At 47.3% G+C, this 26,292-nt stretch carries 24 protein-coding genes; 4 read left to right on the forward strand and 20 right to left on the reverse strand.

Annotation, left to right across the window (positions count from 1 at the left end):
* The 5 genes from ACO0K2_RS10015 to ACO0K2_RS10035 form a co-directional block, all read right to left on the reverse strand.
* Positions 1–663, reverse strand: a complete 663-nt coding sequence (locus ACO0K2_RS10015; RefSeq protein ID WP_423018259.1) for a pilus assembly PilX family protein — start codon at positions 661–663, stop codon at positions 1–3.
* Between the two features lie 5 nt (positions 664–668).
* Positions 669–1,562, reverse strand: coding sequence for a PilW family protein (locus ACO0K2_RS10020; RefSeq protein WP_423018261.1), 894 nt, complete (start codon positions 1,560–1,562; stop codon positions 669–671).
* Positions 1,559–2,140: a type IV pilus modification protein PilV gene (pilV, locus tag ACO0K2_RS10025; RefSeq protein WP_423018263.1), complete on the reverse strand. Its 582-nt coding sequence runs from the start codon at positions 2,138–2,140 to the stop codon at positions 1,559–1,561. Before pilV ends, ACO0K2_RS10020 begins: the two co-directional genes overlap by 4 nt.
* Positions 2,137–2,685 carry a GspH/FimT family pseudopilin gene (locus ACO0K2_RS10030; RefSeq protein WP_423018264.1) on the reverse strand — a complete coding sequence of 183 codons (549 nt, stop codon included), beginning with the start codon at positions 2,683–2,685 and terminating at the stop codon, positions 2,137–2,139. The genes pilV and ACO0K2_RS10030 overlap by 4 nt, the downstream gene beginning before the upstream one ends.
* Before the next feature lie 591 nt (positions 2,686–3,276).
* Positions 3,277–4,368 carry a site-specific integrase gene (locus ACO0K2_RS10035; RefSeq protein WP_423018266.1) on the reverse strand — a complete coding sequence of 364 codons (1,092 nt, stop codon included), beginning with the start codon at positions 4,366–4,368 and terminating at the stop codon, positions 3,277–3,279.
* A gap of 175 nt (positions 4,369–4,543) precedes the next feature.
* On the opposite strand from ACO0K2_RS10035, the gene ACO0K2_RS10040 reads away from it, so the two are divergent.
* From ACO0K2_RS10040 to ACO0K2_RS10055, 4 genes are all read left to right on the forward strand, one after another.
* Positions 4,544–5,620 (forward strand): DNA-binding protein, encoded by a 1,077-nt coding sequence (locus tag ACO0K2_RS10040; protein ID WP_423018268.1) that lies wholly within the window; start codon positions 4,544–4,546, stop codon positions 5,618–5,620.
* Between the two features lie 190 nt (positions 5,621–5,810).
* Positions 5,811–6,200, forward strand: coding sequence for a FeoA family protein (locus ACO0K2_RS10045; RefSeq protein WP_423018270.1), 390 nt, complete (start codon positions 5,811–5,813; stop codon positions 6,198–6,200).
* Entirely contained in the window at positions 6,200–8,089 is a 1,890-nt protein-coding gene (gene feoB / locus ACO0K2_RS10050; RefSeq protein WP_423018272.1) for a ferrous iron transporter B, read from the forward strand. The genes ACO0K2_RS10045 and feoB overlap by 1 nt, the downstream gene beginning before the upstream one ends.
* Before the next feature lie 485 nt (positions 8,090–8,574).
* Entirely contained in the window at positions 8,575–9,072 is a 498-nt protein-coding gene (locus ACO0K2_RS10055) for a hypothetical protein (protein ID WP_423018274.1), read from the forward strand.
* Positions 9,073–9,121: 49 nt separating this feature from the next.
* Here the strand turns inward: ACO0K2_RS10055 and ACO0K2_RS10060 are convergent, their stop codons facing one another.
* The 15 genes from ACO0K2_RS10060 to tmk all read right to left on the reverse strand — a co-directional run bounded on the left by ACO0K2_RS10060 (position 9,122) and on the right by tmk (position 26,283).
* Complete coding sequence (locus ACO0K2_RS10060) at positions 9,122–10,723, reverse strand: ABC-F family ATPase (RefSeq protein WP_423018275.1); 1,602 nt, start codon at positions 10,721–10,723, stop codon at positions 9,122–9,124.
* A 121-nt stretch (positions 10,724–10,844) separates the two neighbouring features.
* Positions 10,845–12,086, reverse strand: coding sequence for a voltage-gated chloride channel family protein (locus ACO0K2_RS10065; RefSeq protein ID WP_423018277.1), 1,242 nt, complete (start codon positions 12,084–12,086; stop codon positions 10,845–10,847).
* A gap of 71 nt (positions 12,087–12,157) precedes the next feature.
* The gene (locus ACO0K2_RS10070) at positions 12,158–12,841 is read right to left on the reverse strand and encodes a GAF domain-containing protein (protein WP_423018279.1); all 684 of its coding nucleotides are present in this window, start codon (positions 12,839–12,841) and stop codon (positions 12,158–12,160) included.
* A gap of 186 nt (positions 12,842–13,027) precedes the next feature.
* Positions 13,028–15,106, reverse strand: a complete 2,079-nt coding sequence (locus ACO0K2_RS10075) for a 3-hydroxyacyl-CoA dehydrogenase NAD-binding domain-containing protein (RefSeq protein WP_423018281.1) — start codon at positions 15,104–15,106, stop codon at positions 13,028–13,030.
* A 149-nt stretch (positions 15,107–15,255) separates the two neighbouring features.
* Entirely contained in the window at positions 15,256–15,969 is a 714-nt protein-coding gene (locus ACO0K2_RS10080; protein WP_423018283.1) for an ABC transporter ATP-binding protein, read from the reverse strand.
* Positions 15,966–16,733 (reverse strand): ABC transporter ATP-binding protein, encoded by a 768-nt coding sequence (locus ACO0K2_RS10085; RefSeq protein ID WP_423018286.1) that lies wholly within the window; start codon positions 16,731–16,733, stop codon positions 15,966–15,968. Before ACO0K2_RS10085 ends, ACO0K2_RS10080 begins: the two co-directional genes overlap by 4 nt.
* Complete coding sequence (locus ACO0K2_RS10090) at positions 16,730–18,016, reverse strand: branched-chain amino acid ABC transporter permease (protein ID WP_423018288.1); 1,287 nt, start codon at positions 18,014–18,016, stop codon at positions 16,730–16,732. The genes ACO0K2_RS10085 and ACO0K2_RS10090 overlap by 4 nt, the downstream gene beginning before the upstream one ends.
* 3 nt (positions 18,017–18,019) lie before the next feature.
* Positions 18,020–18,967, reverse strand: a complete 948-nt coding sequence (locus ACO0K2_RS10095) for a branched-chain amino acid ABC transporter permease (protein ID WP_423018290.1) — start codon at positions 18,965–18,967, stop codon at positions 18,020–18,022.
* Between the two features lie 174 nt (positions 18,968–19,141).
* Complete coding sequence (locus tag ACO0K2_RS10100; RefSeq protein WP_423018292.1) at positions 19,142–20,377, reverse strand: branched-chain amino acid ABC transporter substrate-binding protein; 1,236 nt, start codon at positions 20,375–20,377, stop codon at positions 19,142–19,144.
* Positions 20,378–20,560: 183 nt separating this feature from the next.
* Positions 20,561–22,213 carry a 3-(methylthio)propionyl-CoA ligase gene (locus tag ACO0K2_RS10105; RefSeq protein WP_423018294.1) on the reverse strand — a complete coding sequence of 551 codons (1,653 nt, stop codon included), beginning with the start codon at positions 22,211–22,213 and terminating at the stop codon, positions 20,561–20,563.
* Positions 22,214–22,568: 355 nt separating this feature from the next.
* Entirely contained in the window at positions 22,569–23,495 is a 927-nt protein-coding gene (locus ACO0K2_RS10110; RefSeq protein ID WP_423018296.1) for a 23S rRNA (adenine(2030)-N(6))-methyltransferase RlmJ, read from the reverse strand.
* A 202-nt stretch (positions 23,496–23,697) separates the two neighbouring features.
* Complete coding sequence (locus ACO0K2_RS10115; RefSeq protein ID WP_423018298.1) at positions 23,698–24,201, reverse strand: GNAT family N-acetyltransferase; 504 nt, start codon at positions 24,199–24,201, stop codon at positions 23,698–23,700.
* 6 nt (positions 24,202–24,207) lie between these two features.
* Entirely contained in the window at positions 24,208–24,588 is a 381-nt protein-coding gene (locus ACO0K2_RS10120; RefSeq protein WP_423018300.1) for a PilZ domain-containing protein, read from the reverse strand.
* A 17-nt stretch (positions 24,589–24,605) separates the two neighbouring features.
* Positions 24,606–25,640, reverse strand: coding sequence for a DNA polymerase III subunit delta' (gene holB, locus ACO0K2_RS10125; protein ID WP_423018302.1), 1,035 nt, complete (start codon positions 25,638–25,640; stop codon positions 24,606–24,608).
* Positions 25,633–26,283, reverse strand: a complete 651-nt coding sequence (gene tmk / locus ACO0K2_RS10130) for a dTMP kinase (RefSeq protein ID WP_423018304.1) — start codon at positions 26,281–26,283, stop codon at positions 25,633–25,635. The genes holB and tmk overlap by 8 nt, the downstream gene beginning before the upstream one ends.
* Positions 26,284–26,292 lie beyond the last annotated feature (9 nt).

The following is a 26,292-nucleotide window of genomic DNA, read 5'->3' on the forward strand; positions in this document are numbered from 1 at the left end:
TCAATTATTGATTGGGTCTTGCCCGACATTACTAATTTTGCCACCCACCGTCACGGCATAAACGCTTTGTACGACGGAGGTAGCGTTATTACTTCCCCCAAAACCAACCGCTGTGACCGTGTACACATTGGTCGTGTTACCCCGTGAATCGATCACACGGTTCTGAAAGTTGATATAAATCCCTGGAGCTTGACTGTAATTAATGTCCGAATTCTTATAGGCATCTGTCGTTGTACCCCCACCTGCTTTCACGACCATTGGTGGTGGGGTGTAGCTCAATACTGCAGGCCAGGTGGAAGGATCACTTGGGGTCGCTAACGCACCAGAGCACACAAACATTGCAGATTGCGTCGTCACGGCAGTCGATTGCGAACTGGCGCATGGTCCACCAGTGGAAGGACGGCTTGTACCTTGCGTACCATTCACCAGCCACCACTCTCCGAACTCGAGGGCATTTTGTGCCGCCTGAAAAGCACGTTCTTTCTCTCTCGTGTTTCCTGCGATTTTTTGTTGCAAACCAAAACCGCGGAACATCGTTAAACCGATCAGCGTCAGAATCAGCAAGATCACCAACGCTGTAACTAAAGCAATGCCTCGATCTCGCCTTACGACCATCAGATTTGGGTTGCTAGAAAAATACTGACCAGTTTTCATCTTATTCATCAAGTTCATGTCACGTTCATCATGTAAATTGTATGCACAATTGGCTTTAACGTTACGGTGGGAGATCCCGTTGTTTGCACAACTGTATTTACAAATGTGAGAGTTGCCTGGACCGACTGCACGTACATCCAATTGAGCGGTGTCACCGCACCAAGTGTCCAGCATAATTGGGCCGTTTGAGGTCCCTTTAACCCAGAAGCATCAACGTAAGCATCCACGTTTAATGGCGGTGCCTGCTGAGCATTCAAACAATTTGGCATTTGTGACTGCACGCCATACACAAATTTCATCGAAGAAATATTATCCGCGAGAACTGTCGGCGTTCCTGGTGCCTGACCGTTTACACTCACGGTGCAGACCAACTGATTTGATGCATTGATGGAGAGACTGCTTGTCCAAATAATGGGAGAAGCCGTTTTATTCAAATCACCTTGGCAATTCGTAATTGTGCCGTTACTCGGCGCGATCACTCTGACGTTGATGGTGTCACTTCCCCCTGCTACCGTAGTGCCAACAATGACCTGCCCAGCAGCAAATGTTGTCCCATCCGGATTCGCGACCGTCGTCGCGGGATACGCATTTAATTGCCCCGCTGCTTGGGTAAAGAACTGCACACCACCTGGCGTAGAAAAATTCTCGGCACCGGGGAAATATCCAGTATTTCTGATGGTTGAATCGAGCACAGAAATTGCAAATCGTTCGTTTTCCTGCGTTTGGGTCATTGCATCTTGCGCCGTAAAGCTACGTGTAAGATTGACGATCATGCCAACGATCCCAGCAACAAGGACCAAAGTGACAGTGATGGCAATCATCAATTCAACGAGCGTGAATCCTCGCTGAAAAGTACTATGCGGCGTCAAAACGCTACGGTTGGATCTAAAACTAAATGAACGCTTCATGGTTTTACGTAAACACTAAAAGACTGAGTGGATATCTGCGTCGCAGAACCTGTGGCGGTGTTCGCATTAACAGCAAGCTGCTTCTCCGTCCAAGTCACATTGATCGAACAGTCGATTGGCGCCGGCGCTGTTGATGATGTCGTAATTTGTATCTGCGCAGCAGCACTACACGTGATTGTTGCTCCATAGGTTGGGAACTGGTTATTCATATCGTTAACCCATTTATTGACATCGACAGCCGCAATTTGGGCAGGCGTACAAATTGCCGGTGCAACGCACCCATTGCCTGGGAGTGCTGTTAAATTATTGGTTGCATCGGTAATCGTGGTGCCGCTGGCAGTAAATGAGGTAATGGTCCCCGATTGCCAGAAATTCCGATTGGCGTGCATCATCGACGCGAGACTCTCCATCTGCACCGCAATGAGCGACCTCGACCCAGCATTTTGCGTCGTTGAGACGGCCAACGCCGCCATTTTCGCCAAACCTAACAAGCCGATCGCACAAACAACCATCGCCACCAAGACTTCAAACAAGGTAAAGCCAGTGCCATATCGGGAATTTTTTATGTTTTTTATCATGATGGACAATTTCCTGTTGCCGCTTTTTGCATCACATGCCGACCAGCGATATTGATTGCTACGCACTGTGTTAATGACGTTGTTACCGGCGACGTTTGCAACGCAAATGTTACGGGATTGCCCGGCAATGAGACGGTGAACCCTTCACTCGAAAAACTAATCGCGGATGTATTGTTATCACTGACCAACTTGTCAGTAGAGGTAAAAGCCACCTGTTTGCGAAGTGGCGTGCCGGCTGGATTGGCTGAGAGCGTCGGATTAGAAAAAATGATCCACCCACTCTGCCACGACGTACTTCCCGAACATTTCGCGCCGTCGGAAGAAGCACATATTGTCACTGGCACCCCTTCCTTGATGGCCTCCGCACGCGCAAAACCGAGGTCGCCAACAAACGCATTGATCTCGCGTGTCGTACTCGCGGTTTGAATTGCGGACTTAAAACTCGGCACGACAATCGCAATCAAGACAGCAGCGATTGCCATGACCATAATTAATTCAATGGTCGTGAACCCAGCATGACGCAAAAATTGTCTTTTACTTACCATTAAAAATGCTCATTAGAAAAATGAATATATATTGAATAAAAATACAAATAAGTACCGGAAATTGGCCGTATCAACAAAACAAGCTATACGGACCTGTCGCATTCAATTGACATTGCAAGGACACCAATAAGGCGAAACTGTATCGATATCTACGCAACAACAAAATTAAAGAACGATTATATCTCTATGATTTAACAATGCTTTTCAAAGTTTATTTCCTTACCGCAACTAACTCAAGTACTTCTTCATCATTGCCAATCAGCTACCAAACATCGTCGTCACCAAAATAATCTAAAAACGACTTCCAACGTGCGGCATTGGCACAAAAAAATGAAAGATGCACAAAATAAACCAACCAAATAGGTCGTTAAATTCAATTTAATGCAAACTAAATAACGAATTTTGTTTTCTCGTCTATTGTGGCGATACATTTACTTACACTTAAATCGTGTGTAATGCGGGGTCATTTTCAGCAAATAAACCACAAGTGTGCGTACGGAGTACTGAATAGAACAAAATCAACAAGACCTATCCATCAAATATTGCGTCAATTTTCCCTTTTTCTCCATTGCCGCTGTAATGCTCTCCACATCAAAGACCGCCACTTTTAGGCTTGAGTAAGCTATTCACGGCATTCTCAGTAAAACGATCGGCATCATCAATATAGCCTTGCACCGTCCCATCAAATCGCCAACCACCTTGTCGTTTAATATCCCTAAAACTTGCTCCTGCACGATAGGCGCTGGTAGCCATACCCCTTCGAAGACTATGACTGCTCATTTCCTTCATGTGCGTAAGGCCAGCAATGCTTGCCCAGCGAGCCAAAATTGGATTAACGCTCCCAGCATGAATAGACAACTCCCCTATTTCACCCCACTTATTAACGCTCCTAAATATGGAGCCATTATGAATTTTCGCACTTTCCAGCCATTTTTTTAGGGCTGTAGCAGGACAGCAAACACCTTTACCATAAGGAATCGCCTTGGTGATCCCTTGCCCCGTTTGATCGGTCTTTGATCGAGGTAACAAAAGAAGCACACCCTCCTTACCCCAAGTCACATGATTCACTTGCAAGCTGACTAGCTCAGAGCGCCGAAAACCACCAAAGAAACCAATTTGTAACAAAGCGCAATCACGCAACGCTTTTAGAGATGCGTCTTGCTGTTGCACCAGCACCATTTTCTCAAGGTCATCCAATAGCAATGGTGGCGCTTTACTTTTGGGCTGACCGCGAGCACGAGTGATGCCAAGAAGTAGTTTGCGTACCCCGAGGGTCGCGCATGGATCGACAAATCCTTGGTGACGATGCCATTGGGAGATCGCCGTCACCTTCAAGCTCAATGTCCTAGGATTAAGCGAATCGGAAAAACTAAGCAAGTAGCTCACCACCATTGATTCATCCGCAGGCAAACGCCCACCCCAAGTTAAAAAATGACGAATGGCAGAACGATACGTACGTCGCGTGTTCTCCGACGTTGCCGCAGAAACAAACTCTTTCTTCAAGGCGTTAAGCGCCTCCACTGACAACCCGCCCTCGCCAACACTAACAAGATCAACGGGCGCAACACCCTGCCCCCGTTGCTGCCCTTGATTTTGCAATTGGGGTAGTTGCGATGGTTGCGATGGTTGCCATGGGCGCGTTAGTTGCGCTTGTCGCGCTTGGTCATTGTTGAATTTTTTCATCTTACATTTTTACGTTTCTAGCATCGGTTCTTGAAAACGTACCGCGAATCGGTATTACGCAAAGAAAGCTAGATTATAACATGCGATAAATTACCTTATCACATGTTACAACTTACTAATATAAATCGCATTTTATATGTTTTGTTATGTAATATTACGTATTATGTAATTTGACATGAAATTTGAGGATAATATGGCACGCGCAGGAATTCTGTATTCAGATGTCGTAAGGGCAGCGGAAAAAATTAGCCAATCAGGTGTCGCGCCCACCGTCGATAAGGTTCGGGCGATGCTCGGCGATACAGGAAGTAAAAGCACCATTGCACCCATGCTAAAACAATGGAAAGACGCGCATTCAAGTGATGCCGCCGCGATAAAGTCTGGGCTACCCGAATCCATACTCAATGCAGTAAGGGCTGTTTATGAGCTAATACAAGCAGAGTCTGACAATGCGATCTCTCAAACGAAAGCCGAGTGCGATCAACAGCTAGCGGAGAAAAACAATCAACTCTCCACCTTAACGAAAAAAGTCACCCTCCTCGAAGAGACTCAACGCGCATTGCAAGAACAGCTTTCACGCGAACAAACGAGCAATCAGTCGCTGAATAAGCAACTAAACGAATGCAAGACATCCCTATCAACGCTTGAGAGTGAAAAATTAGGGTTAACGTCGCGCTTGATTGATAACGAAAAGCAACTTGACGCCCTTCACCATCAACTCACTTCTTCAAGACAGCAGTTCGAACACTTTCAAGCCGCGAGCGCAGAGCAACGTAATGACGATCGCCGTTTGTACGAAGCAAAAATAACGCGACTTGAAAGCGAGTTGCGCCAGATGCACGCGATCAATGCAACAACACAAACGGAAACAGCGCAACTCAAGGCCGAGATTCTGCGTTTGGAGACAACCCAGTCGAAAATGAAAGAATTCGCGCAAATTCAACTTAACGAGCTCTCATCACTCGATGCGAACTACAACAAAACGACGTTTAAACTAGAAGACGCCGAACGACGCAATGGGTTGCTGTCTGAGCAATTGCGGGAAACGACCCAACGTCTACAAGATGCATCCATTCAAATCGCATTACTCTCAAAGAACCAAACACTGCTTGAGCAACAAATTACTGAATTACAAGAGAAAGATGCGAGCGATGAACAGGCGAAACTGCACCTGATTGCGCGTATCCTCGAAAAGCATGAAGCAAACGCGAGCAGGGCCTCAGAAAACCTCAAAGAGGATCAGGGGAAATAGATCAAATTAGCCCATAGCGCTCACCTATTCGTTCATGATCACGCATAGATAGTCGCCGCGCTCGACTATCTATGTAGGATGACCATACACACAGCTGATATCAGAGAGTCAACATCTCAGGTTGAGCAAGATTAAATGCGGGCGATATTCAGCCCTTGGAACCTGCTCCAGCGCGCATTTCGTTTGTACGATGAGTCATATTGATATATATTCTCATTATCATTTAGAATTACAACGTGCGTTAATGCAATGTAATTCCCTTCTCAAGGTACAAGCGAAGTCACTCATGGATAAAATATCCACATCACACCTCCCAACCACTACATTAAATCAACTTAATGTTGGTGAAAAAGCAATCGTTCGAGGGGTCGCTGATCAAGTTCAGCAAAAACAAACGCATTTGCTTGATATTTCGCGCCGATTAAAAGAACTGGGATTTGTCGAGGGTGAAGAGCTTGCGATATTGCACAAAGGCTACTTTGGTGGCGAACCTATTGCTGTACGCATCGGTCAATCTACATTTGCATTACGTCACTTTGAAGCCGCATTGATCGGCGTGACAAAGCTCGGGCAACATTAATGACAGTTACTACTTTATTCTCTCCACGTATTGCCCTGGTTGGTAATCCAAATTGCGGAAAGACGGCACTTTTCAACCGACTTACCGGCGCACGACAAAAAGTTGCCAACTATGCCGGTGTGACGATTGAGCGAAAAGAAGGTAAATTCACCTCACCGACCGGACGCCACTGGAACGTTTTAGATTTACCTGGAACCTATAGTCTGAGGGCACTCACCCCAGATGAAAAAATCACCGAAGAGGTCGTCACGGGTGTGCGCGCTAACGAGGCGCTGCCTGATGCTGTTTTATGCGTTGTTGACGCCACTAATTTGAAGCGTGGTTTGCGTTTGGCGCTGGAACTTAAAGCATTAGAAATCCCGCTTATTCTGGCCGTCAATATGATGGACTTAGCGAAAAAGCGCGATATTCATATTGATATCAAAGCACTTCAAACTCAGTTGGGCTTTCCTGTGATCGAAACGATTGCTGTTGAAACGGATGGCGTGAGCAAGCTTCTTGCCGAAATGGAGACACTGGCCCAACAGTTGCCAGAAAACCCACCAGCGCGCGTGATTACGCTCGACCAGCATTCGCCAGAGGACATACAAAAAAGTGTGAATGCACTTCTCGCACAGTGTGTAAAACAGAATACAGACAACGCCTCCGCTGTACTGCCTTTAAGCTACAGGATCGATAACTTTCTCCTTCATCCCATTTTAGGTCCAGTCATCTTTGCCTTTTTGATGTTCTTTGTGTTTCAGGCAGTGTTCACATGGGCGCAACCGCCGATGGACTTCATCAAAGACACGATGGAAAGCCTAGGCGGAAAGATCGAGGGATCAATGGCACCAGGTATGCTTCAAGGACTCTTGGTGAAAGGCGTCGTTGGAGGCGCGGGAAGCGTTTTGGTATTTTTACCGCAAATTGTTATTTTGTTCTTCTTCATTCTGGTCATGGAAGACTCGGGGTATCTGCCACGCGCCGCGTTTCTGCTCGACAGAATTATGGGGAAAGTAGGTTTATCTGGACGTGCATTTATCCCCCTCTTGTCTAGTTTTGCTTGTGCAATCCCAGGCATTATGGCAACGAGAACAATTCAAAATCCGCGCGATAGACTGGTGACGATCATGATCGCGCCCTTGATGACCTGCTCGGCGCGTCTTCCTGTCTATGCCTTGATTATTGCCGCCTTTATCCCTGACCGTACTGTATTCGGCATCTTGAGCCTCCAAGGATTGGTTCTCTTCGTTTTATACATTGCTGGCATCGTATCTGCGATGCTTGTAGCACTGGTATTTAAACGAATTTGGGGCAAAGCTGAACAGCACCCGCTCATGCTCGAGTTGCCTGATTATCGCTGGCCTAATTCGCGTAATTTGCTACTCGGCCTCTGGGAGCGAATCAAAATTTTCGTGACGCGCGTGGGCACGATCATCCTCTCGCTCATGGTCTTACTATGGTTTTTAAGTAGCTTCCCTGGCGCGCCGGAGAATGCACCACAGCCAGCTATTTACTACAGTATTGCTGGATATCTAGGGCGCATACTCGAATACGTTTTCGCACCGATTGGGTTTAACTGGCAAATTTGTATTGCATTAGTACCCGGCCTCGCAGCAAGGGAAGTAGCAGTCGCGGCGCTTGGAACAGTCTATGCGTTATCTCAGACGGGTGAAGAATTAAGTCATTCCCTTGAGCCACTGATCGCGCATTCTTGGAGCTTGCCTACCGCCTTGTCTTTGCTTGCGTGGTATGTCTTCGCGCCACAATGTATCGCAACACTGAGTGTCGTTAAACGCGAAACGAACACGCTTCGCTATCCAGTTCTCATGGCGGCATATTTGTTTGGATTAGCGTACTTTGCTTCGCTCATCACATTCCAAGTCGCGCGCTTATTGACAGGAGCTTGAACATGCAAACGGCAATTACATTCGCACTTTTGGCGGCATCTGCGCTGTACCTGTTTTTAAAATGGATGCCAATCTCATTGAAAGAAAAAATTCGGACACGGCTGTCGACAACGCATCCGCGCTTAGCTACCCATTTCGAGACTACGGTCAAAAAATGTGCATCCTCCTGCTCCTCGTCTTGCAACAACTGCGAAACGTCAACAATTGTTAATCGTCAAACTGAAGTGAAACCAATTCACTTCATTCACAGATCTTGACATATTTATCGTAGAGGCAAGAATTTAATACAAATTAACCTATGGCATGACATTGCAAGCTGTTGTATCCTTTTGTCAAATTTCCAGAATCAAATTCTGGCTTACTGACAATACTCAGGGTCGCAACAGAACATGCTAAGTTACACGTACGACAAGACAGAAAAGGGTCGGGAAGAAATAGCCACGAGAAAGCACCAACTGGCAAATCGTCTCAGGACATTGCTAGTCATGGTTGACGGCAAACAAAGTGCAGCGCAACTTCTTAAGAAGTTAACCGCCATTGGCTTGAACGAAACAAGTTTAAAAGAACTCATTGACCTAGGCTTCATTGCTGCGACAGCCCCGATAGAATCGGCTACGGAACACCTGGCTGACGACGTCAACGCGACATTGGAAAACCACGACGATTTATCCGATGCAAAAGCCACTGAGGATACGTTAGAGAAGACCGAAGCAGAACAATTTGAATTGCTGTACAGCTTCTTTAATGAAACGATCAAAAGCGTGCTTGGCCTGCGCGGAATCCCGCTGCAACTGAAAGTAGAACGCGCTAGAAATATCGATGATCTGAAGGCGCTACGACAACCATATCTAGAGGCTGTACTAAAATCCAAAGGTCGTGAAATCGCGAGGAGCCTGCGAGATCGACTTGATATGCTGCTTTACGAGAGTGAGAAAGCAAGACAAAACAGTTTGACGAGAATGTCGATGCTCGATTTTGAATAAGTCCATAAAAAAACCCGGATTCAACCGGGTTTTTTATGAGATAAACAGCTTATTCAATACCTTGGCTGGTCAGGTACTCTTCGTAGCTACCGCGGAAATCAATAATCTCGTTTTCTTTGATTTCTAAGATACGGTTTGCGAGCGACGAAACAAACTCACGATCGTGAGAAACAAACACTAATGTACCAGCGTACTTCTCGAGAGCGATATTCAACGACTCAATGGACTCCATGTCCATGTGGTTTGTTGGTTCATCAAGAAGCAACACGTTATGACGTCCCAGCATCAGTTTTCCGTACATCATCCGGCCTTTTTCACCACCAGACAACACTTTGACTGATTTTTTTACATCGTCACCACCGAAGAGTAAGCGACCGAGAATCGAGCGCACTGCTTGATCATCGTCACCTTCTTGCGTCCACTGTCCGATCCAATCCGTGAGGTTTTTATCGACAGCGAATTCTTCTGTAGGATCTTGCGGCATATAGCCGACGTTCGCGTTTTCAGCCCATTTCACTGTTCCGCTATCCGCACTCAATCCAGTGATATCCGCACCGCCAATGCAGCGCAACAGCGTGGTTTTACCAATACCGTTAGAACCAATAATCGCAATGCGTTCACCCGCTTCAACCATCAATTCAACGTTCTTAAACAGAGTGCGATCGTAAGATTTCGTAATTCCTTGCACTTCAACAGCAAGACGGTGTAATTTTTTCTCGCCATCGAAACGGACAAATGGGTTCTGGCGGCTAGAAGGCTTGAAGTCTTCAATTTTAATTTTTTCAATCTGCTTCGCACGCGACGTTGCCTGACGTGCTTTGGATTTGTTTGCAGAGAAACGACGAACGAAGTCCTGCAACTCAGCCACTTTTTCTTTTGCTTTCGCGTTATTGGCTAATTGCTGCGCACGTGCCTGCGAAGAAGCAAGCATGTAATCATCATAGTTGCCCGGATAGATCTTCAGCGTCCCGTAATCCATGTCCGCCATGTGTGTGCACACTTGATTGAGGAAATGGCGATCATGGGAAATGATGATCATCGTTGAATTACGCTGGTTCAACACATCTTCCAGCCAACGAATGGTATTAATATCCAAGTTATTGGTTGGTTCATCGAGCAACAGAATATCTGGGTTCGAGAACAGCGCTTGCGCAAGTAACACACGCAATTTCCAACCCGGTGCCACTGCGCTCATGGTGCCTTGATGTTGTTCGGTAGGGATACCTACACCTAACAACAACTCGCCTGCACGCGCCTCTGCAGTGTAGCCGTCGTATTCAGCGAATTTGGCCTCCAGATCGGCCGCTTTCATATAATCGTCGTCAGTCGCTTCTGGATTGGCGTAAATCGCATCACGCTCAGACATAGCAGCCCACATCTCTGTGTGGCCCATCATCACAACGTCGAGCACGCGCATATCTTCAAAAGCAAACTGATCTTGGCGCAATTTACCGAGACGCTCATTCTGATCCAGCATGACGGTGCCAGACGATTGTTCGAGATCACCACCCAGAATTTTCATGAAAGTGGATTTGCCGCAGCCATTCGCGCCGATCAGGCCGTAACGGTTGCCTTCGCCAAATTTGACGGTAATATTTTCAAACAGCGGCTTAGGGCCGAACTGCATCGTGATGTTAGCTGTGGAGAGCACGGAAAACCTTTTGCAATAATGATATGAATTAACCTTACATTATAACATTGCATTGGTCCAAGATTTTAACTCTGACGAGTAAGGTCGGCGATTTTTATCCAAGCCCCCACGTTACTCGCCTCTACGACGCCGCACCAACATCATGTTTGTGCTTTGCTTTTCGTTGCGCCCGATAAATACCTGTCTCGCCAGAAAATAAGTAACTCATGACACATGCGAGAGCTGCGAACACCGCCACATCCGTACCGAAGAGCTCGACGGCCATGAATGTGGATGCAATGGGCGTGTTGGCTGCACCCGCAAAAACCGCCACAAACCCTAGTCCGGCAAGAAAAGCAAACGGCAAATGAAATAGCGGTGCTAGCGCATTTCCCAGCGTTGCGCCAATGTAAAACAAGGGAGTGACCTCGCCCCCCTTAAATCCTGAGCCGAGCGACCCCATGGTAAATAATGCTTTTTCTGCAAAATCGTAGCTCAACGCTGGATGTTGAAATGCATCAACAATGCTTGGAATCCCGAGACCGATAAAGCGATCTGCAGATAATCCATAAAATGCCAGCACAACCACAACACCACCGACAAGAGGACGTAACGGCGCATAACCGATGTGTTTTTTCATCTGCGCGCTCAACCAGTGGGTACCAGTGGCAAATACCCTCCCCGCCAAACCAAAAATGCCGCCAGCAAGAATAACCGCGAAGAGTAAAAAGAATGAAAACTCAGGAATTACACCGATAGCATAATGTGTATGATGAACACCCAGCATCAACCCCACTCTGTCGGCAATGATCGCAGCGATCAGACACGGTAAAAGCGAGTCGAAACGCAAGCGTCCTACTGCCAAGACCTCCAAACCAAAAATCGCCCCTGCCAACGGCGTCCCAAACACCGAAGCAAACCCGGCACTAATCCCCGCCATCAATAGAATGCGTCTGTCTCCAGTTTTTAATCGACATAAATGCGTGAGCTGATCGGCAAGCGCCCCTCCCATTTGAACTGCAGTACCCTCCCGCCCGACGGAGGCCCCGAAAAGATGCGAGATGACAGTTCCTGCGAGCACCAAGGGCGCCATACGCAAGGGAATGACTTTTTGCGGATCATGAATCTCGTCAATCAATAGATTGTTACCTGCCTCTACTTGCTGCCCAAACCGTAGATACATCCAGCCGACAAGAAAGCCAGCCAACGGCAACAGTAAAATCAAATCGCGATGGGCGATACGCGTCGCAGTTGCCCATTCCAGAGAAAATAAAAAAAATGCAGATGCCACGCCAGCCAACACCGCGACAATGCTTGCCAACGCAAGCCATTTGACGATATATCTCATCAACATGACGCTCTCTACACGCTCTTTATTTTGCATTCTTATCCAATCAAAAATTCAAGCCCACTTCAACGTCACCATACACAGGGAGGAATGGCAACAACGGAGTTTTAACTAAGAATAGCGCCTAGTTTCACCGCTACGGAGAGCAATAATGATAATTCTTTCTCGACGAAAACATTTTTAGCAAACGCTTCAGAGTCGATAATACCAACAAGTCGTCTATCTTCAGCAAATAACGGCAAACAAGCCTCCGACTGCACCTTAGGGTCACACGTGTAATACTCCCCACCTGCAGAAAGGTACACACCAACATCATTGATAATCCGTGCTTTACCAGACAATCCAACGGTACTGTTATTGCTCATGGCAGCAAATTCTGGTGTGAGAGGAAATTCCGCACGCGATGCTGCACCGTAATAAGCCAACTTGACGAGTACGGTCTCTCCTTGAGGATTGATTCTCTTTTGATACACACCAAACCACTGACTACCACTATTCTTTTGGTAAAAATCAACAATCGCTGTAACCCGTGCTAGCAGTGCTGTCGTCAGCTCCGTCTTACCTCCCAAAATAGGTTCAAGGTCATACGGTTGCGCTGCTAACTGGTCAAACAGCGAACACGATCCACCCTCGCCCAATTCGGGAACTTGATATTGCCACTTCAATTGATCAGTGGAAGCCTCTTTTTCATTGGCGAGTGCCTGTTGATACGTGTCGATTTGCCGATAGAATTGGTCCGGCACCTGCGTAACGTCGATGCCACTCAGGGAGATGTACTGTTCAATTAACATAATTAATCCGACGATAAAAATGCTAAGAAGTGTAGCAGAACCGTCGCATGCCGTCAGACCCAAGACACGCCTTCGATGATCTTCATGCCACCATCAATATGAAGTGAGTAATGTAATAAAAAAACGCAGCTCAGAGGGAGCTGCGTTGATGGGAGCAAAACGAACTAAAACGAACTAGGCCGACATTTAATTAAAGGTCTTGCCCTCTTCTGCCAATTTTGCAAGCAAGGGAGCAGGTTTCCATGCATCACCGTGGCGACCTTTGGCATATTTATCCATCGAGCGCACCACGTTTGCCAAACCAACTGTATCAGCATAGAACATCGGACCACCTGTATGGAGTGGGAATCCATAGCCTGTCAGGTACACCATATCGATGTCGGATGCACGAGTCGCAATGCCTTCTTCAAGAATATAGGCAGCTTCATTCACTAAGGCATAAATCAACCGTTCAACGATTTCCTGATCGGAAATTTTCCGACGTTCAATACCAAGATCAGCAGAATGTTTCACGATCATGTCGTTGACGATCGTTGATGGATAGGCCTTGCGATCACCCGGTTTGTAGTCATACCAACCTGCACCCGTTTTTTGACCAAAACGTCCCATTTCACAGAGTAAATCTGCTGTTTTTGAGTAGGTAATTTGTGGTTTTTCAACGTAACGGCGCTTACGGATATACCAGCCGATATCATTACCAGCCAAATCGCCCATACGGAATGGTCCCATCGCAAATCCCAGCTTTTCAACCGCTTTATCGACCTGCTCTGGCGTGCAACCTTCCTCTAGCAGGAAACCTGCCTGACGGCTGTATTGCTCGATCATACGGTTGCCGATAAAGCCATCACAAACACCTGACACCACGCCCGTTTTTTTGATTTTTTTAGAAATCGCCAAGATCGTCGCCAGCACATCTTTCGCTGTCTTCTTACCGCGAACGATTTCCAATAATTTCATGACGTTCGCAGGGCTGAAGAAATGCGTTCCGATCACATCTTGCGGACGCTTCGTGAAGTCAGCAATCTTATCGACGTCTAATGTCGATGTGTTAGACGCCAAAATAGCGCCAGGCTTCATGACTTCATCGAGCTTTTTGAACACTTGCTCTTTGACACCCATGTCTTCAAAGACGGCTTCAATCACCAGATCTGCTTGGCCAATGTCGTCATATGACAAAGTGCCTGTAATCAAAGAAACACGTTGGTCAAATCTTTCTTGCGTAAGTTTTCCCTTTTTCAAGGTATTTTCGTAGTTCTTGCGAATCGTTGCCAAACCTTTGTCCAACGCTTCTTGCTTCATTTCAAGAATTTTGACTGGAATGCCGGCGTTAGCGAAATTCATCGCAATACCACCACCCATCGTACCGGCACCAATCACTGCAACAGATTTGACGGAGCGCAGCGGTGTATCTTCAGGTACATCTGGCAATTTACTTGCGGCACGCTCACCGAAGAAAGCATGGCGTAAGGCCTTAGATTCTGTGGACTGGACCAGTTCGAGGAACAGGTCTCGCTCGACCTTCATGCCATCATCAAACTTCTTCGTCACTGATGCAGCAACGGCTTCGACACACTTCAATGGCGCTGGGAATGGCCCCGACATTGCACGCACAGTGTTGCGTGAGAATTGCAAAAATGCCTCGTAGTTTGGATAATCCACTTTGATATCGCGCACTTTTGGCAATGGTCGTACTGCAGCGACCTTGTTAGCAAAGGCGATGGCTGCCTGCATCAAGTCACCTTCTGCGACTTCATTAAACAGAGCGGTTTTCGCCAGCTTTTCGGAAGCGATTGGTGTCCCTGACACGATCATATTCAGTGCCAACTCAAGACCAACCACACGCGGCAAACGCTGTGTACCACCTGCACCAGGCAAGATACCTAATTTGACTTCAGGCAGCGCGATCTGCGCGCCAGGGCTTGCAATCCGGTAATGGCAACCCAACGCCAATTCAAGCCCTCCGCCCATGCAAACAGTGTGGATCGCCGCAATGACTGGCTTTTCAGACGATTCGATCACATTGATGACGGTGTGCAGGCTTGGCTCGGCAAACGCCTTGGGAGAATTAAATTCTTTGATATCAGCACCACCGGAAAACGCTTTACCAGCGCCAGTGATGACAATAGCGGTGATCTCGCGATCGTTCAGAGCTTGCTTCATGCCCTCCACAATCGCATGTCTAGTTGCAAAACCTAATCCGTTGACCGGTGGATTATTCAGGGTAATAACGGCAATATTCCCCTCTGCTTTGTATTCTGCGCTCATGTCTCTTCCTAAGGTTTGATTACGATTGAACTACGTAGCTAATCAAGTTTTACTATAACCTAAAAATAGTACGATCGTATTATTTTTTTCAAAAAAGGTAAAAAAAGGGTGGGAATATTGTCATGGGTGGGTCAGGCTCATCGACGGACTTATACCTCTAACCACTCTTGGCGTATCTGAGAATTGGCCATCAATTCGTCGGGGGTTCCCTCAAAAACGATGCTGCCATGTCCCATCACGTAAACACGTTGCGATATCTGCAGGGCAATCGCCAATTTCTGCTCTACGAGCAACACAGAAATTCCCCGGCGACGGAGTTCTTCAAGATAATCGGCAACCAATTGGACAATCATCGGCGCAAGCCCTTCAGTAGGCTCATCGATCATGATCAAGTCGGGGTCACCCATGAGGGTTCTGCAGAGCGTCAGCATTTGCTGCTCGCCACCAGACATCACCCCCGCAAGCGTATTTCGTCGCTCCCGCAAACGTGGAAACATCTGGTACATGTCCTCAATCGACCAACGCGACGGCACCAATTTATTGCGTCCTGATTTTTCACCAAGTAATAGATTTTGCTCTACTGTCAACGTCGGAAAAATGTCACGATTCTCTGGCACATACCCTACGCCTTTGTGAGCGACCTCAAAGGCCTTCAACCCAAGCAGTTGCTCTGATTTAAAGAGAATCGAGCCTTGGGTCTGCACCTGTCCCATAATTGCCTTGACCGTCGTGGAGCGTCCCACGCCGTTACGACCCAGCAAACTCACGATCTCTTTTTCATGGACCTGTAAATTGACGCCATGGAGAACATGACTCTTGCCATAAAACGCGTGTAAATCCTTTACATCTAAAAGTACGGTCATGCTGCATTCTCCACTGGGGCATGGCCGCCAAGATAGGCGTCTTTGACGGCCTGGTTATGACGAATATTTTGGGGCGTATCACAGGCGATGACCTCGCCGTAAACAACAACGGCAATCTTGTCCGCCAACCCAAAGACCACGCTCATATCGTGCTCCACCATGAGCAACGTCTTGTTGACCGTCATTTTTCGAATGAGCTCAACGGCAGCATCGGACTCAGACCGGCTCATCCCTGCTGTTGGTTCATCCAGCAATATCACCTCCGCACCACCAGCAACCGTAATACCAATTTCAAGCGCACGTTGTTCCGCGTAGGTCAGCAACCCTGCAGTAACGTTCCGCCGCGCGGTCAATCCAATTTCCTCCATGATTGCCACGGCTCTTTGGTGGACATCCTTGAGGGCATTGAGACGATGCCAAAATGAATAGCGATACCCGAGCGACCACAAGACGGCACACCGGAGGTTCTCATACACGCTCAAGCGATGGAAAATGTTCGTAATTTGGAAGCTACGTGACAGCCCGCGACGATTGATTTCGTAGGGCTGCAATCCCGCGATACTTTGACCATGTAAAAGAATATCGCCAGAGCTAATGCCAAATCGTCCAGAGATCAGATTAAACAGCGTCGATTTGCCCGCGCCGTTAGGACCAATGATCGCCACCCTCTCTCCCTTAGTGACTTGCAAATTCGCACCGCGAATAATTTCAGCAGAGCCGAAGCTTTTACGAACATCTTTTAATTCAAGCGAAAACTGACTCATTCAGCCCCCTTCAAAATCGCCGCTTCAATTTCACTGACTGCCGTGCCCCACGCTGATGTAAATGCTGTTTTGAACAAGGAAAGTAAAACAAACCCAGCCATGACCAATACACCCGCGATAAGCCAAGAACTATTTTCCATGACGTTGAGTGTCATGCCAAAGATCGTCACTTCGGGTCCCTGATCCAAGGCGAGCGAGCGTTGATACAACATTTCAATCGCCATCACACATCCCACAAAGATCAACGCACTTGCTAAGAGCACTTTCCAAAGCGACGGCAACAGTTGTTGCCATTTTTTAAATTTCACCATTCGGTAATTGGCGACCCAAATACCCGCCAAACCACCTGGGGCATACATCACAATCAAAATAAAAAAAACACCAAGATACAGCTGCCACGCCTTCGTGAAGTCCGACAACATCACTGTCAGAAACACGCCGACGACAGCACCAATCATCGGACCAAAAAAATAGCCAATCCCGCCAATAAAGCTGAATAGCAGGACGGCCCCCGAGCGAATGGCACTGACATTTTCAGCAGTGACGATCTCGAAGTTGATCGCCGACAATCCGCCCGATATGCCTGCGAAAAACGCGGACAAAATCAACGTCAAATAACGCACCCACTGGGTGTTATAACCAATAAACTCGGCGCGTTCCGGATTATCTCTAACGGCATTGATCATCCGACCTAACGGTGTTTGCGTGAATGCAAACATCGCGATGGTGCAAATAAACAGCCAGAAAGCGATCAGGTAATAGACTTCAATTTGTGGACCGTACGTAATTCCCCATACGGCCTTACCGATCACTCGGTTCGTCGAAATACCGCCTTCACCCCCGAAGAATTTTGGAAACATCAGTGAAGACGCAAACACCAACTCGACCATACCCAAAGTGATCATCGAGAACGTCGTACCTGATTTTTTTGTTGTCACGTAGCCGAATAGCACGCCAAAAAACATACCTGCGACACCGCCGACAAGCGGAATCAGTGAAACAGGGATGGGGAGCGTCCCTTCTGTTGCTAGATTCATCGCATGGATGGCAAAGAATGCACCCAAGCCTGAGTACACAGCATGTCCAAAAGAGAGCATTCCTCCTTGCCCTAACAACATGTTGAAGGACAAACCAAAGATCATCAATGTACCGATCTGCGACAACAGCGACAGAGAGGCACCTTGGCTAAAAATCTTTGGTGCGATCACCAAGGCAACGGCGAATCCCGACCAGATCAACCACCGTCCGGCAGACGATTTACTGATATGCATTGCTGTTTTCATCCCTTAACCCTCTCTTGTACCTAATAAACCACGTGGTCTGAATATCAGAATCAATACCAGCAAGAAATAAGGCATGACTGGCGCAACTTGGGAAATAGTGAGGCTCAACAAGGCATACAGAGGTGAGCTCGGTGTCATGACGATTCCACACTGCTGCAGAATACTCGACAATGAATAATCCAAAGCGACGGCGAACGTCTGCAAAATACCGATCAGTAATGAGGCGACAAATGCACCAGCCAACGACCCCATTCCTCCAACGACAACAACGACGAAAATAATACTGCCAAGTGTCGCCGCCATCCCGGGCTCAGTGACGAAAGCGTTTCCACCAACGACCCCTGCGAGTCCGGCTAACGCGCATCCTCCACCAAACACCAGCATGAAGACACGTGGAACGTTATGCCCCAACGCCTCGACGGCATCAGGGTGAGTCAATGCGGCTTGAATAATGAGCCCAATTCTCGTTTTGGTCAGTAGCAAGTAGATGGACATCAACATCGCGACAGCGACCAGCATGATAAAGCCACGATAGATAGGAAACGTAGTGGTGTAGAGCGTGAATAATGGTCCATCCAGACTTGCTGGAATAGGGTAAGGAATGCTTGCCCTGCCCCAAATCAATTGCACCACTTCAACAATGACATAAGACAAACCAAACGTGAACAAAAGCTCGGGGATATGACCGTATTTATGGACCGTTCGTAGACCATAACGCTCAACGAGTGCGCCAAGAACGCCTACCATCAGCGGTGCAACGACCAAGGCCGTCCAGAAACCAAAGTGAGCGCTGAGCATCGCCGCAAAATACGCGCCGATCATGTAGAAACTAGCATGTGCAAAGTTCAGTACACCCATCATGCTGAAGATCAGGGTGAGCCCTGAAGAGAGCATGAACAATAACAACCCATAGCTCACGCCGTTGAGCAAGGTGATCAGTGTAAATTCCAAAATGAATATTCCTTTTGTGTCAGGGCACCAGATACGCATTTTGGTAGCAAACGTGTCGCCATCAGAAATGCAGAACCGCTGCCCAATGTCGAAGACAATTGCACGATCGTACTAATTTTTCGCATAAAAAAGAGCAGATAAGCCGCAACAACGCCCCCTGCTCTTTTGCCTTGATTAGCCCGGTCTCTTCATTTGGCAAGACGATGGTTGTGCAGCCACATAGGAATCGATCTTGACGTCCGTTCTCCATCCAAGACCTGTGTTTTCCTGATCAAACAACACATCTTTTCCATTGGTCTTCACCCATGTAGCAATGTACAGAGGTTGTTGGAGTTGGTGATCCATCTTGCGCATGCTGACATCGCCGTTCAGACTCTTGAAATTCGCTCCCTCTAGAGCAAACGCCACTTTGACAGGGTCTGCAGATTTGACTTGCTTCACGGCTTGGGCCATTGCCGTCAAAATGGAATACGTTGCCATGGAATAATAATCGTCTTTGTACTTCGTCTTAAAGCCTTGGACGATATCTTTACCAACAAACCCTTCGTTATTCGTATTCCAGTAAGCGACATATTTCACTTTATCAATACCCGAAGCCCCCATCGCAGTAGGAACACCGGTGGTCGACGCATAGTAAGTAAAGAAGTTCGCTTTAAGGTCAGCATCCTTTGCCGCTTTGACCAACAACGCTAAATCCGCGCCCCAGTTTCCGGTGATGACCGTATCGGCACCAGATGCTTTAATTTTTGCGACGTAAGGTGAAAAATCTTTGACCTGACCGATCGGATGTAAATCATCACCCACAATTTGAATGTCTGGGCGTTTTCTTGCGAGATATTCTTTCGCGGCTCTTGTTACCTGATGGCCGAAAGAATAGTTCTGACCAATGATATAGACCTTCTTGATATTCTTATCGTTCGCCAGATAAGTGGTTAACGCTTCCATTTTCATGTCAGAGTTAGCATCAAACCTGAAATGCCAGAAACTACACTTACTGTTAGTCATATCAGGATCAACGGCTGCATGATTTAAGAAGACAATTTCTTTGCCAGGATTCCGTTCGTTATATTTATTCACCGCGTCCAGCAAAGCAAGACCCACACCCGAACCGTTACCTTGCGTAATATACCGGTAGCCTTTATCGATCACCGTTTTCAACACATTCAACGACTCTTGTGGGCTACCTTTATTATCAAACCCATCAACCTCAAAGGTATTATTGCCAGCCCATTTTTCTGCGTTCGCTTTGGCAGCGATGAATTGAAATGAATTCAGAATATTTTGACCCACTGGCGCGAAAGGCCCAGACAAGGGATCAATATAAGCAATTTTGATAGTCTCTGCCGTTGCGAGCGGCGCGACGATGGTGAATGCGACTGCGACGACCGATGCACGTAGTGGGAATTTCATTTGTCTCTCTCCAATTATTTTATGTGGAAATCTGTTTTTACCCTAGCGAACGACTTGCTGCCTAAACTGACGCGGTATTACTAATCATCCATTTTTGACGTTGATATATCCTTTTGAGAATTGACATTCATTCAAAGGAAAGAAGCTGCCGTAACGCGCCTCTTTCCCTGCCATGATTTACGGTTAAGCGGTGGGTAATTGGTGATCTTTGAACTGATCTCGTAATTTATTTTTGAGGATTTTCCCAGTGGCGCCAACGGGTAAGGCATCAATAAATACAATATCGTCTGGCGTCCACCATTTGGCTACTTTACCTTCAAAGAAAGAAAGCAGCTCTTCTTTTGATACGTCGGCACCCGCTTTTTTGACAATTAACAACAATGGACGCTCATCCCATTTAGGATGGAAAACGCCGATACATGCTGCCTGCAATACTGCGGGATGCGATACAGCAACATTTTCAAGGTCGATCGTGCCAATCCATTCCCCCCCTGACTTAATCACATCTTTGCTACGATCAGTAATTTGCATGTAGCCGTCTGGATCGATCGTTGCGACGTCACCGGTAGGGAACCATCCGTTTTCTAACACGTCCCCGCCCTCTGCCTTGAAATACGATGCGATGATCCATGGACCTTTCACCAAGAGATTGCCGTAGGTTTTGCCATCCCACGGTAACTCTTTACCCGCATCGTCCACAATTTTCATATCAACGCCGTACAGGACATGCCCTTGCTTCGCGAGAATTTTTTCTTTCTCTTCCTCACTTAAATCGTGGTGACGGGACAATAAAGTGCAGGCTGTTCCCAATGGAGACATTTCTGTCATCCCCCAAGCGTGAACCACTTCAACGCCATAGGTTTGCCGCAGGGTTTTCATCATTGCTGGAGGACATGCAGAGCCCCCGATGACGGTGCGTTTAAACGTGGAGAAGGTCAAATTATGCTGTCCCACATAAGTCAGCAGCCCCAGCCAGACCGTCGGCACACCGGCAGAAAAAGTCACTTTCTCTTGCTCAAATAATTCATACAACGATTTGCCATCGAGATGCGGCCCGGGGAAAACAAGCTTCGCGCCGGTCAACGGTCCTGAGTACGGCAAACCCCAAGCGTTCACATGGAACATGGGAACCACTGGCAAGATCGAATCTCGTGCTGAAACGTTGAGTCCATCTGGCAAGGCGGATGCATAGGAGTGCAATATCGTCGAGCGATGAGAATACAGTGCTCCTTTGGGATGGCCGGTCGTGCCGGAGGTGTAACACAAACTAGAAGCAGAATTTTCATCAAATTCCGGCCAAACGAAATCATCTGTATGTTGAGCGATTAAATCCTCATAACACCATAGATTTGGCACACCGCTATCGGATGGCAGTCGGTCTTTATCGCACATCATAATGTAGCCTTTGACGTGTGGACAATGTGGCGCTATCGCCTGAATAATCGGCAAGAACGTGATATCAAAAAATAGATACTGGTCCTCAGCATGGTTGACGATGTACGCAATCTGCTCGGGATGAAGGCGAGGATTGACAGTATGTAGCACGGCACCAGAGCCTGACACCGCGTAATAGATCTCTAGGTGACGATAGCCGTTCCATGCGAGGGTCGCAATCCTATCACCAAGTTTAACCTCTAATTGTTTGAGTGCATTCGCTAATCGCTTGGCACGGCGATGACATTCTGTGTAGTTATAACGATGAATGTCCCCTTCAACCCGCCGAGAAACAATCTCGTTTTTCCCAAAATATCGATCCGCATGTTCAATAATGCTGGAGATCAGCATAGGTTTGTTCATCATCTGACCTACTACCGGACTCATTGCATAACCTGACATGTGCGCTCCTTCAATTTGGTTCTAAGGGACAAAGGGAAATAGAAATACGACTGTTGCTGAATAGCTAAATTAGAGTACCTGATCGATTTTTGTACGACCGTTCTAATTCGTCAATCACTATTTCTCCTGCGCCGCACAAATTACAACGGCAATATCAAGGCGCAATGCCAAATTCATCGACAAATCAATACAAACTCTCGTTCCGCATCGCACCAAAATGAATGTTGAAAGTTCTCTTATTTGTCACACGCAATCAAAAGAAAAGTAAAAAAAAGCCAAGTGGATTGATCTCCACTTGGCTTTCTTTCGGTAAAAAGTACCCTGACGCAATGACCTACATCATTGATGTGCGTTTTTAGGTGCGTTTTGGGCGCAGGTTCACACCTGCACCGGTCACAGGCGCGCCGGATTCGAGCACAAAATTGGCCTCTTTATCTGTGCCTAGTGCGGCAACCAGATACGGCATCACTTCTTTGAGTGTGGCCATTAATGTCCAAGGTGGGTTCAATATGAACATGCCACTGCTGCGCAATCCAAAACCATCAGGTGTTGGCCCACTGATCGATAACGTCACATTTAACCAATCTTTACTCGGCAGTCGCTTCAATTTATCAGGCAGCTGACGAGATTCTTGCCTATTTAATGCCGGATACCAGATCGCATAGGTTCCTGTTGGAAAACGCTTTAGCGCATCCTCTAATGCGACCTTAACGCGCCGATAATCATCTTTCACCTCATAAGGCGGGTCGATCAAGACCAGACCTCGACGGGAAGGTGGCGGCAGAAGCGCTTTCAAGCTTTCAAACCCATCCGCGTCAGAAATAATCACCCGCTTACCGCGAACAGTCGGACGACGCCCTTGTTCGGCAGCGTGGGCGTCGAGTTTTCTGAAATTTTCGCTCAGAATTTTGATTTCGCTCGGGTGCAGTTCAAACAAGCGCAATCGGTCTTGCTCACGCATCACTTTATCGGCGCAATAAGGCGACCCTGGGTAATAGCGCATTTTGCCGCTCGGATTCAATGCTTTTACCAGATCCAGATAATCGGCCAACGCAGGTGGAAGATCTTTTTTATCCCACAGAGGCGCGATGCCAGTCTCAAATTCCGCGTTTTTACTGGCATAGCCGCTGTCCAGCGCGTACAAACCCGCACCAGAGTGCGTATCGATGTACGTGTAGGCAGCTTCTTTTTGATTCATATATTGCAACAATTGAATCAACACAAAGTGTTTGAGCACGTCGGCATGATTGCCAGCATGGAAGCCATGGCGATAGCTGAGCATGATGTAATTCCTATAAAAATGAAAGGCAACTTACAGTCGTAAGTCGCCAGTGTAATGATAAAGATCGATTGTTGCTATCAAACTCGCGTGCTGGCATTGAGGACAATTTCTTTGTCCTCATGCGTCCAAACACCAGAGAGAAATCAGTCAATAATGCAATAGAGCGATATGCTTCTTTTTCTTATGTTATCTATCGCAACTATCAATCGATACGCTTACCCAAGATAATTAAATCCCGTTCAATGCCATCTAAGTTGGCAACGCAAGGCATGTTTGCCCAAACGGTAAAATCGAACGCCTCGAATAACTTGAGGCTAGGCGTGTTGTGACCAAAAATAAATCCTAGCAAGGTATGCACACCAATCTTTGGGGCATGCTCGATAGCAAGTGTTAAGAAGCGACGGCCCAAACCTTGCCCTCGCGCGTCTTCATGGAGATAAATAGACAACTCAGCCGTGCCAGAATAAGCCGGACGACCATAAAAATTAGAAAAAGAAAGCCAACCCGTAATTTTACCATCAGATTCACTCACCCAGAGCGGACGGCGTTCGGGTGTGTGTTCATGAAACCAAGCATGTCGGGATTCGACAGAGACAGGTTCGGTATCCGCAGTGACCTGGCGAGACGCAATCGTTGAGTTATAGATAGCAACAATTTGTGGTAAATCGTCAAAGCGAGCGATTCGGTATGAAAAGTGATCTGCCATATCGTTTTAAATAGTGTGTGTAGGACGGCTTGAACGTAAAGCAGCGCCGAGTGCTTCCTCCACGCGCAGACGAATACGCTTTCCGCTTTCGTCATCAGGAAAATGGACTCCGATGCCCTGCGTCTTGTTGTTTCCCGCGCCAGCTGGCGTAATCCACGCAACTTTGCCTGCAATCGGGTACTTCGCTGGGTCGTCCAACAAGGTCAAGATGAGATAAATTTCCTCACCCAAGCGATAATTTTTATTCGTTGGAACAAAAATACCGCCATTCTTCAAGTAAGGCATATATGCCGCAAATAATGCGGCTTTTTCTTTAATCGCCAACGACAAGACTGACGGGCGATTCGGTGCACTTGAGGCACCTAAATCTGGTGATAAATCGGACATTTTGTATTTCCGCAGGTTTATGCAAAAAGAGAAGAATACTCCAGCAACATATCTTCTAAAAATAACTTCGCTGACAGTGGATGGCTCGAGATTGCCTGTCGTTCATTCGTGCTTTTGATGATTCTCAACAATGAATTGACATCGACACGCATGACCAACGCCTTTATTTCACGTTCATAACGAGGATAATACCGGATTCTCGCTGCTTGTTTGTACGAAAAAAGATCATATAACCATCGCTGCATCCACGCCACGGTCATGGTCATTTCCATCTTCTGCATTTTATCTGCCAACTTAAGACTACTATCGGCGCTCGGTTTGCTTAATTGTCGGAGAAAGTCATCCAGCTCATCACGATAATCCGATTGCGCGACATCCAACGCTGCCAACGGCGCTCCGCCTTGCTGCGCTAACCATACATCAGCATCCTTCACACCCTGCGCGGTCAACCAAGCAAGCGCCTGCTCTTTTTCTGGCATCGCTAAGGCAAATTTGTGGCAACGAGAGAGGATCGTCGGCAATAATTTGTCCAAACTGTTACACACTAAAATGAACACAGTGTCGTTACTTGGCTCTTCAAGCGATTTTAATAGCGCATTGGCTGCCGGAATATTCAGCGCTTCAGCGGGGTATAGGACAATGACACGCCGCCCTTGACGATGCGTTGAGATATTCATGAAATCGGACAAGCCACGAATCTGATTGATCACAATCTCTTTCGATGGAGCCTTACTCGTCTTAGCGGTCTTCGTCGTGGCCTCTGCTTCTGATTCTGCTGCCGACGCATCCTCTTCATCTAATAATTCAGGCCGGACCCGTCGGTAGTCAGGATGGCTATATTGCGAAAACCATCCACAGGAACCACATTGCTGACATGCGTGCCCATTCGCATCGGGATGTTCGCACAACAGCGATTGCGCCATGTGCTCGGCGAAGAGCGTCTTCCCTATCCCTTGAGGACCATAGAGTAAGAAAGCATGCGGCATACGATCACGAAGGGACTGAAAATAATCCCACGCAGACGTCTGCCAAGTGAATAATGGATTACTCATCGCTCACCATTGATGTCGCCACCAGCGTGTCGATCAGTCCATCGAGCTCGCGACGAATCGCTTCAATGCTCTGGGTTGAGTCAATAATTCTGAACCGTGCTGGGAACTGCGCAGCGCGTCGTAAATACTCATTGCGCGTATCAAAGAAAAAGTCGGCCTTCTCTTGCTCAAACTTATCCAATTGACGGGTCGCATCGAGTCGGGCTCTCGCCACTTCCAAGGGCACGTCAAATAAGAAAGTTAAATCCGGTTGTAAATGCGGATGCACCCATTGTTCAAGCGCATCGAGTTTTTCCAGCGACAAATGGCGACCGCCCCCTTGATACGCGAAACTTGCATCAGTAAATCGATCTGAAATGACCCAATCGCCACGTGACAACGCAGGCTCAATCACTTGGGCGATATGCTCACGACGCACGGCAAACATTAACAATGCCTCCGTTTCCAGATGCATTTTTTGTTGGAGCAGTACTTCGCGTAGCGTTTCTCCGAGAGGGGTTCCTCCTGGTTCGCGAGAGCATACGACTTGTACTTGATGAACAGACAATGCCGACTGCAAACGTTCAGCGACATAGGAGATATGAGTCGACTTACCGGCACCGTCGATCCCTTCAAAGCTGATAAATTTTGCTGTTGGTTTCATAATGAATGA

The sequence above is a fragment of the Undibacterium sp. MH2W genome (assembly GCF_049340215.1).
GTDB lineage: Bacteria > Pseudomonadota > Gammaproteobacteria > Burkholderiales > Burkholderiaceae_D > Undibacterium.

Excerpts from the sequence above, each read along its gene's own strand:
- ACO0K2_RS10105 (WP_423018294.1), bottom strand. The coding sequence starts at position 22,213 with ATGTCAGGTTATGCAATGAGTCCGGTAGTAGGTCAGATGATGAACAAA.
- ACO0K2_RS10080 (WP_423018283.1), bottom strand. The coding sequence starts at position 15,969 with ATGACCGTACTTTTAGATGTAAAGGATTTACACGCGTTTTATGGCAAG.
- ACO0K2_RS10090 (WP_423018288.1), bottom strand. The coding sequence starts at position 18,016 with ATGAAAACAGCAATGCATATCAGTAAATCGTCTGCCGGACGGTGGTTG.
- ACO0K2_RS10040 (WP_423018268.1), top strand. The coding sequence starts at position 4,544 with ATGAAATTTGAGGATAATATGGCACGCGCAGGAATTCTGTATTCAGAT.
- pilV (WP_423018263.1), bottom strand. The coding sequence starts at position 2,140 with ATGATAAAAAACATAAAAAATTCCCGATATGGCACTGGCTTTACCTTG.
- ACO0K2_RS10035 (WP_423018266.1), bottom strand. The coding sequence starts at position 4,368 with ATGAAAAAATTCAACAATGACCAAGCGCGACAAGCGCAACTAACGCGC.
- ACO0K2_RS10115 (WP_423018298.1), bottom strand. The coding sequence starts at position 24,201 with ATGGCAGATCACTTTTCATACCGAATCGCTCGCTTTGACGATTTACCA.
- feoB (WP_423018272.1), top strand. The coding sequence starts at position 6,200 with ATGACAGTTACTACTTTATTCTCTCCACGTATTGCCCTGGTTGGTAAT.
- ACO0K2_RS10085 (WP_423018286.1), bottom strand. The coding sequence starts at position 16,733 with ATGAGTCAGTTTTCGCTTGAATTAAAAGATGTTCGTAAAAGCTTCGGC.
- ACO0K2_RS10030 (WP_423018264.1), bottom strand. The coding sequence starts at position 2,685 with ATGGTAAGTAAAAGACAATTTTTGCGTCATGCTGGGTTCACGACCATT.
- ACO0K2_RS10070 (WP_423018279.1), bottom strand. The coding sequence starts at position 12,841 with ATGTTAATTGAACAGTACATCTCCCTGAGTGGCATCGACGTTACGCAG.
- ACO0K2_RS10045 (WP_423018270.1), top strand. The coding sequence starts at position 5,811 with ATGAGTCATATTGATATATATTCTCATTATCATTTAGAATTACAACGT.
- ACO0K2_RS10110 (WP_423018296.1), bottom strand. The coding sequence starts at position 23,495 with ATGCTCAGCTATCGCCATGGCTTCCATGCTGGCAATCATGCCGACGTG.
- holB (WP_423018302.1), bottom strand. The coding sequence starts at position 25,640 with ATGAGTAATCCATTATTCACTTGGCAGACGTCTGCGTGGGATTATTTT.
- tmk (WP_423018304.1), bottom strand. The coding sequence starts at position 26,283 with ATGAAACCAACAGCAAAATTTATCAGCTTTGAAGGGATCGACGGTGCC.
- ACO0K2_RS10055 (WP_423018274.1), top strand. The coding sequence starts at position 8,575 with ATGGTTGACGGCAAACAAAGTGCAGCGCAACTTCTTAAGAAGTTAACC.
- ACO0K2_RS10015 (WP_423018259.1), bottom strand. The coding sequence starts at position 663 with ATGAATAAGATGAAAACTGGTCAGTATTTTTCTAGCAACCCAAATCTG.
- ACO0K2_RS10100 (WP_423018292.1), bottom strand. The coding sequence starts at position 20,377 with ATGAAATTCCCACTACGTGCATCGGTCGTCGCAGTCGCATTCACCATC.
- ACO0K2_RS10075 (WP_423018281.1), bottom strand. The coding sequence starts at position 15,106 with ATGAGCGCAGAATACAAAGCAGAGGGGAATATTGCCGTTATTACCCTG.
- ACO0K2_RS10065 (WP_423018277.1), bottom strand. The coding sequence starts at position 12,086 with ATGCAAAATAAAGAGCGTGTAGAGAGCGTCATGTTGATGAGATATATC.
- ACO0K2_RS10020 (WP_423018261.1), bottom strand. The coding sequence starts at position 1,562 with ATGAAGCGTTCATTTAGTTTTAGATCCAACCGTAGCGTTTTGACGCCG.
- ACO0K2_RS10120 (WP_423018300.1), bottom strand. The coding sequence starts at position 24,588 with ATGTCCGATTTATCACCAGATTTAGGTGCCTCAAGTGCACCGAATCGC.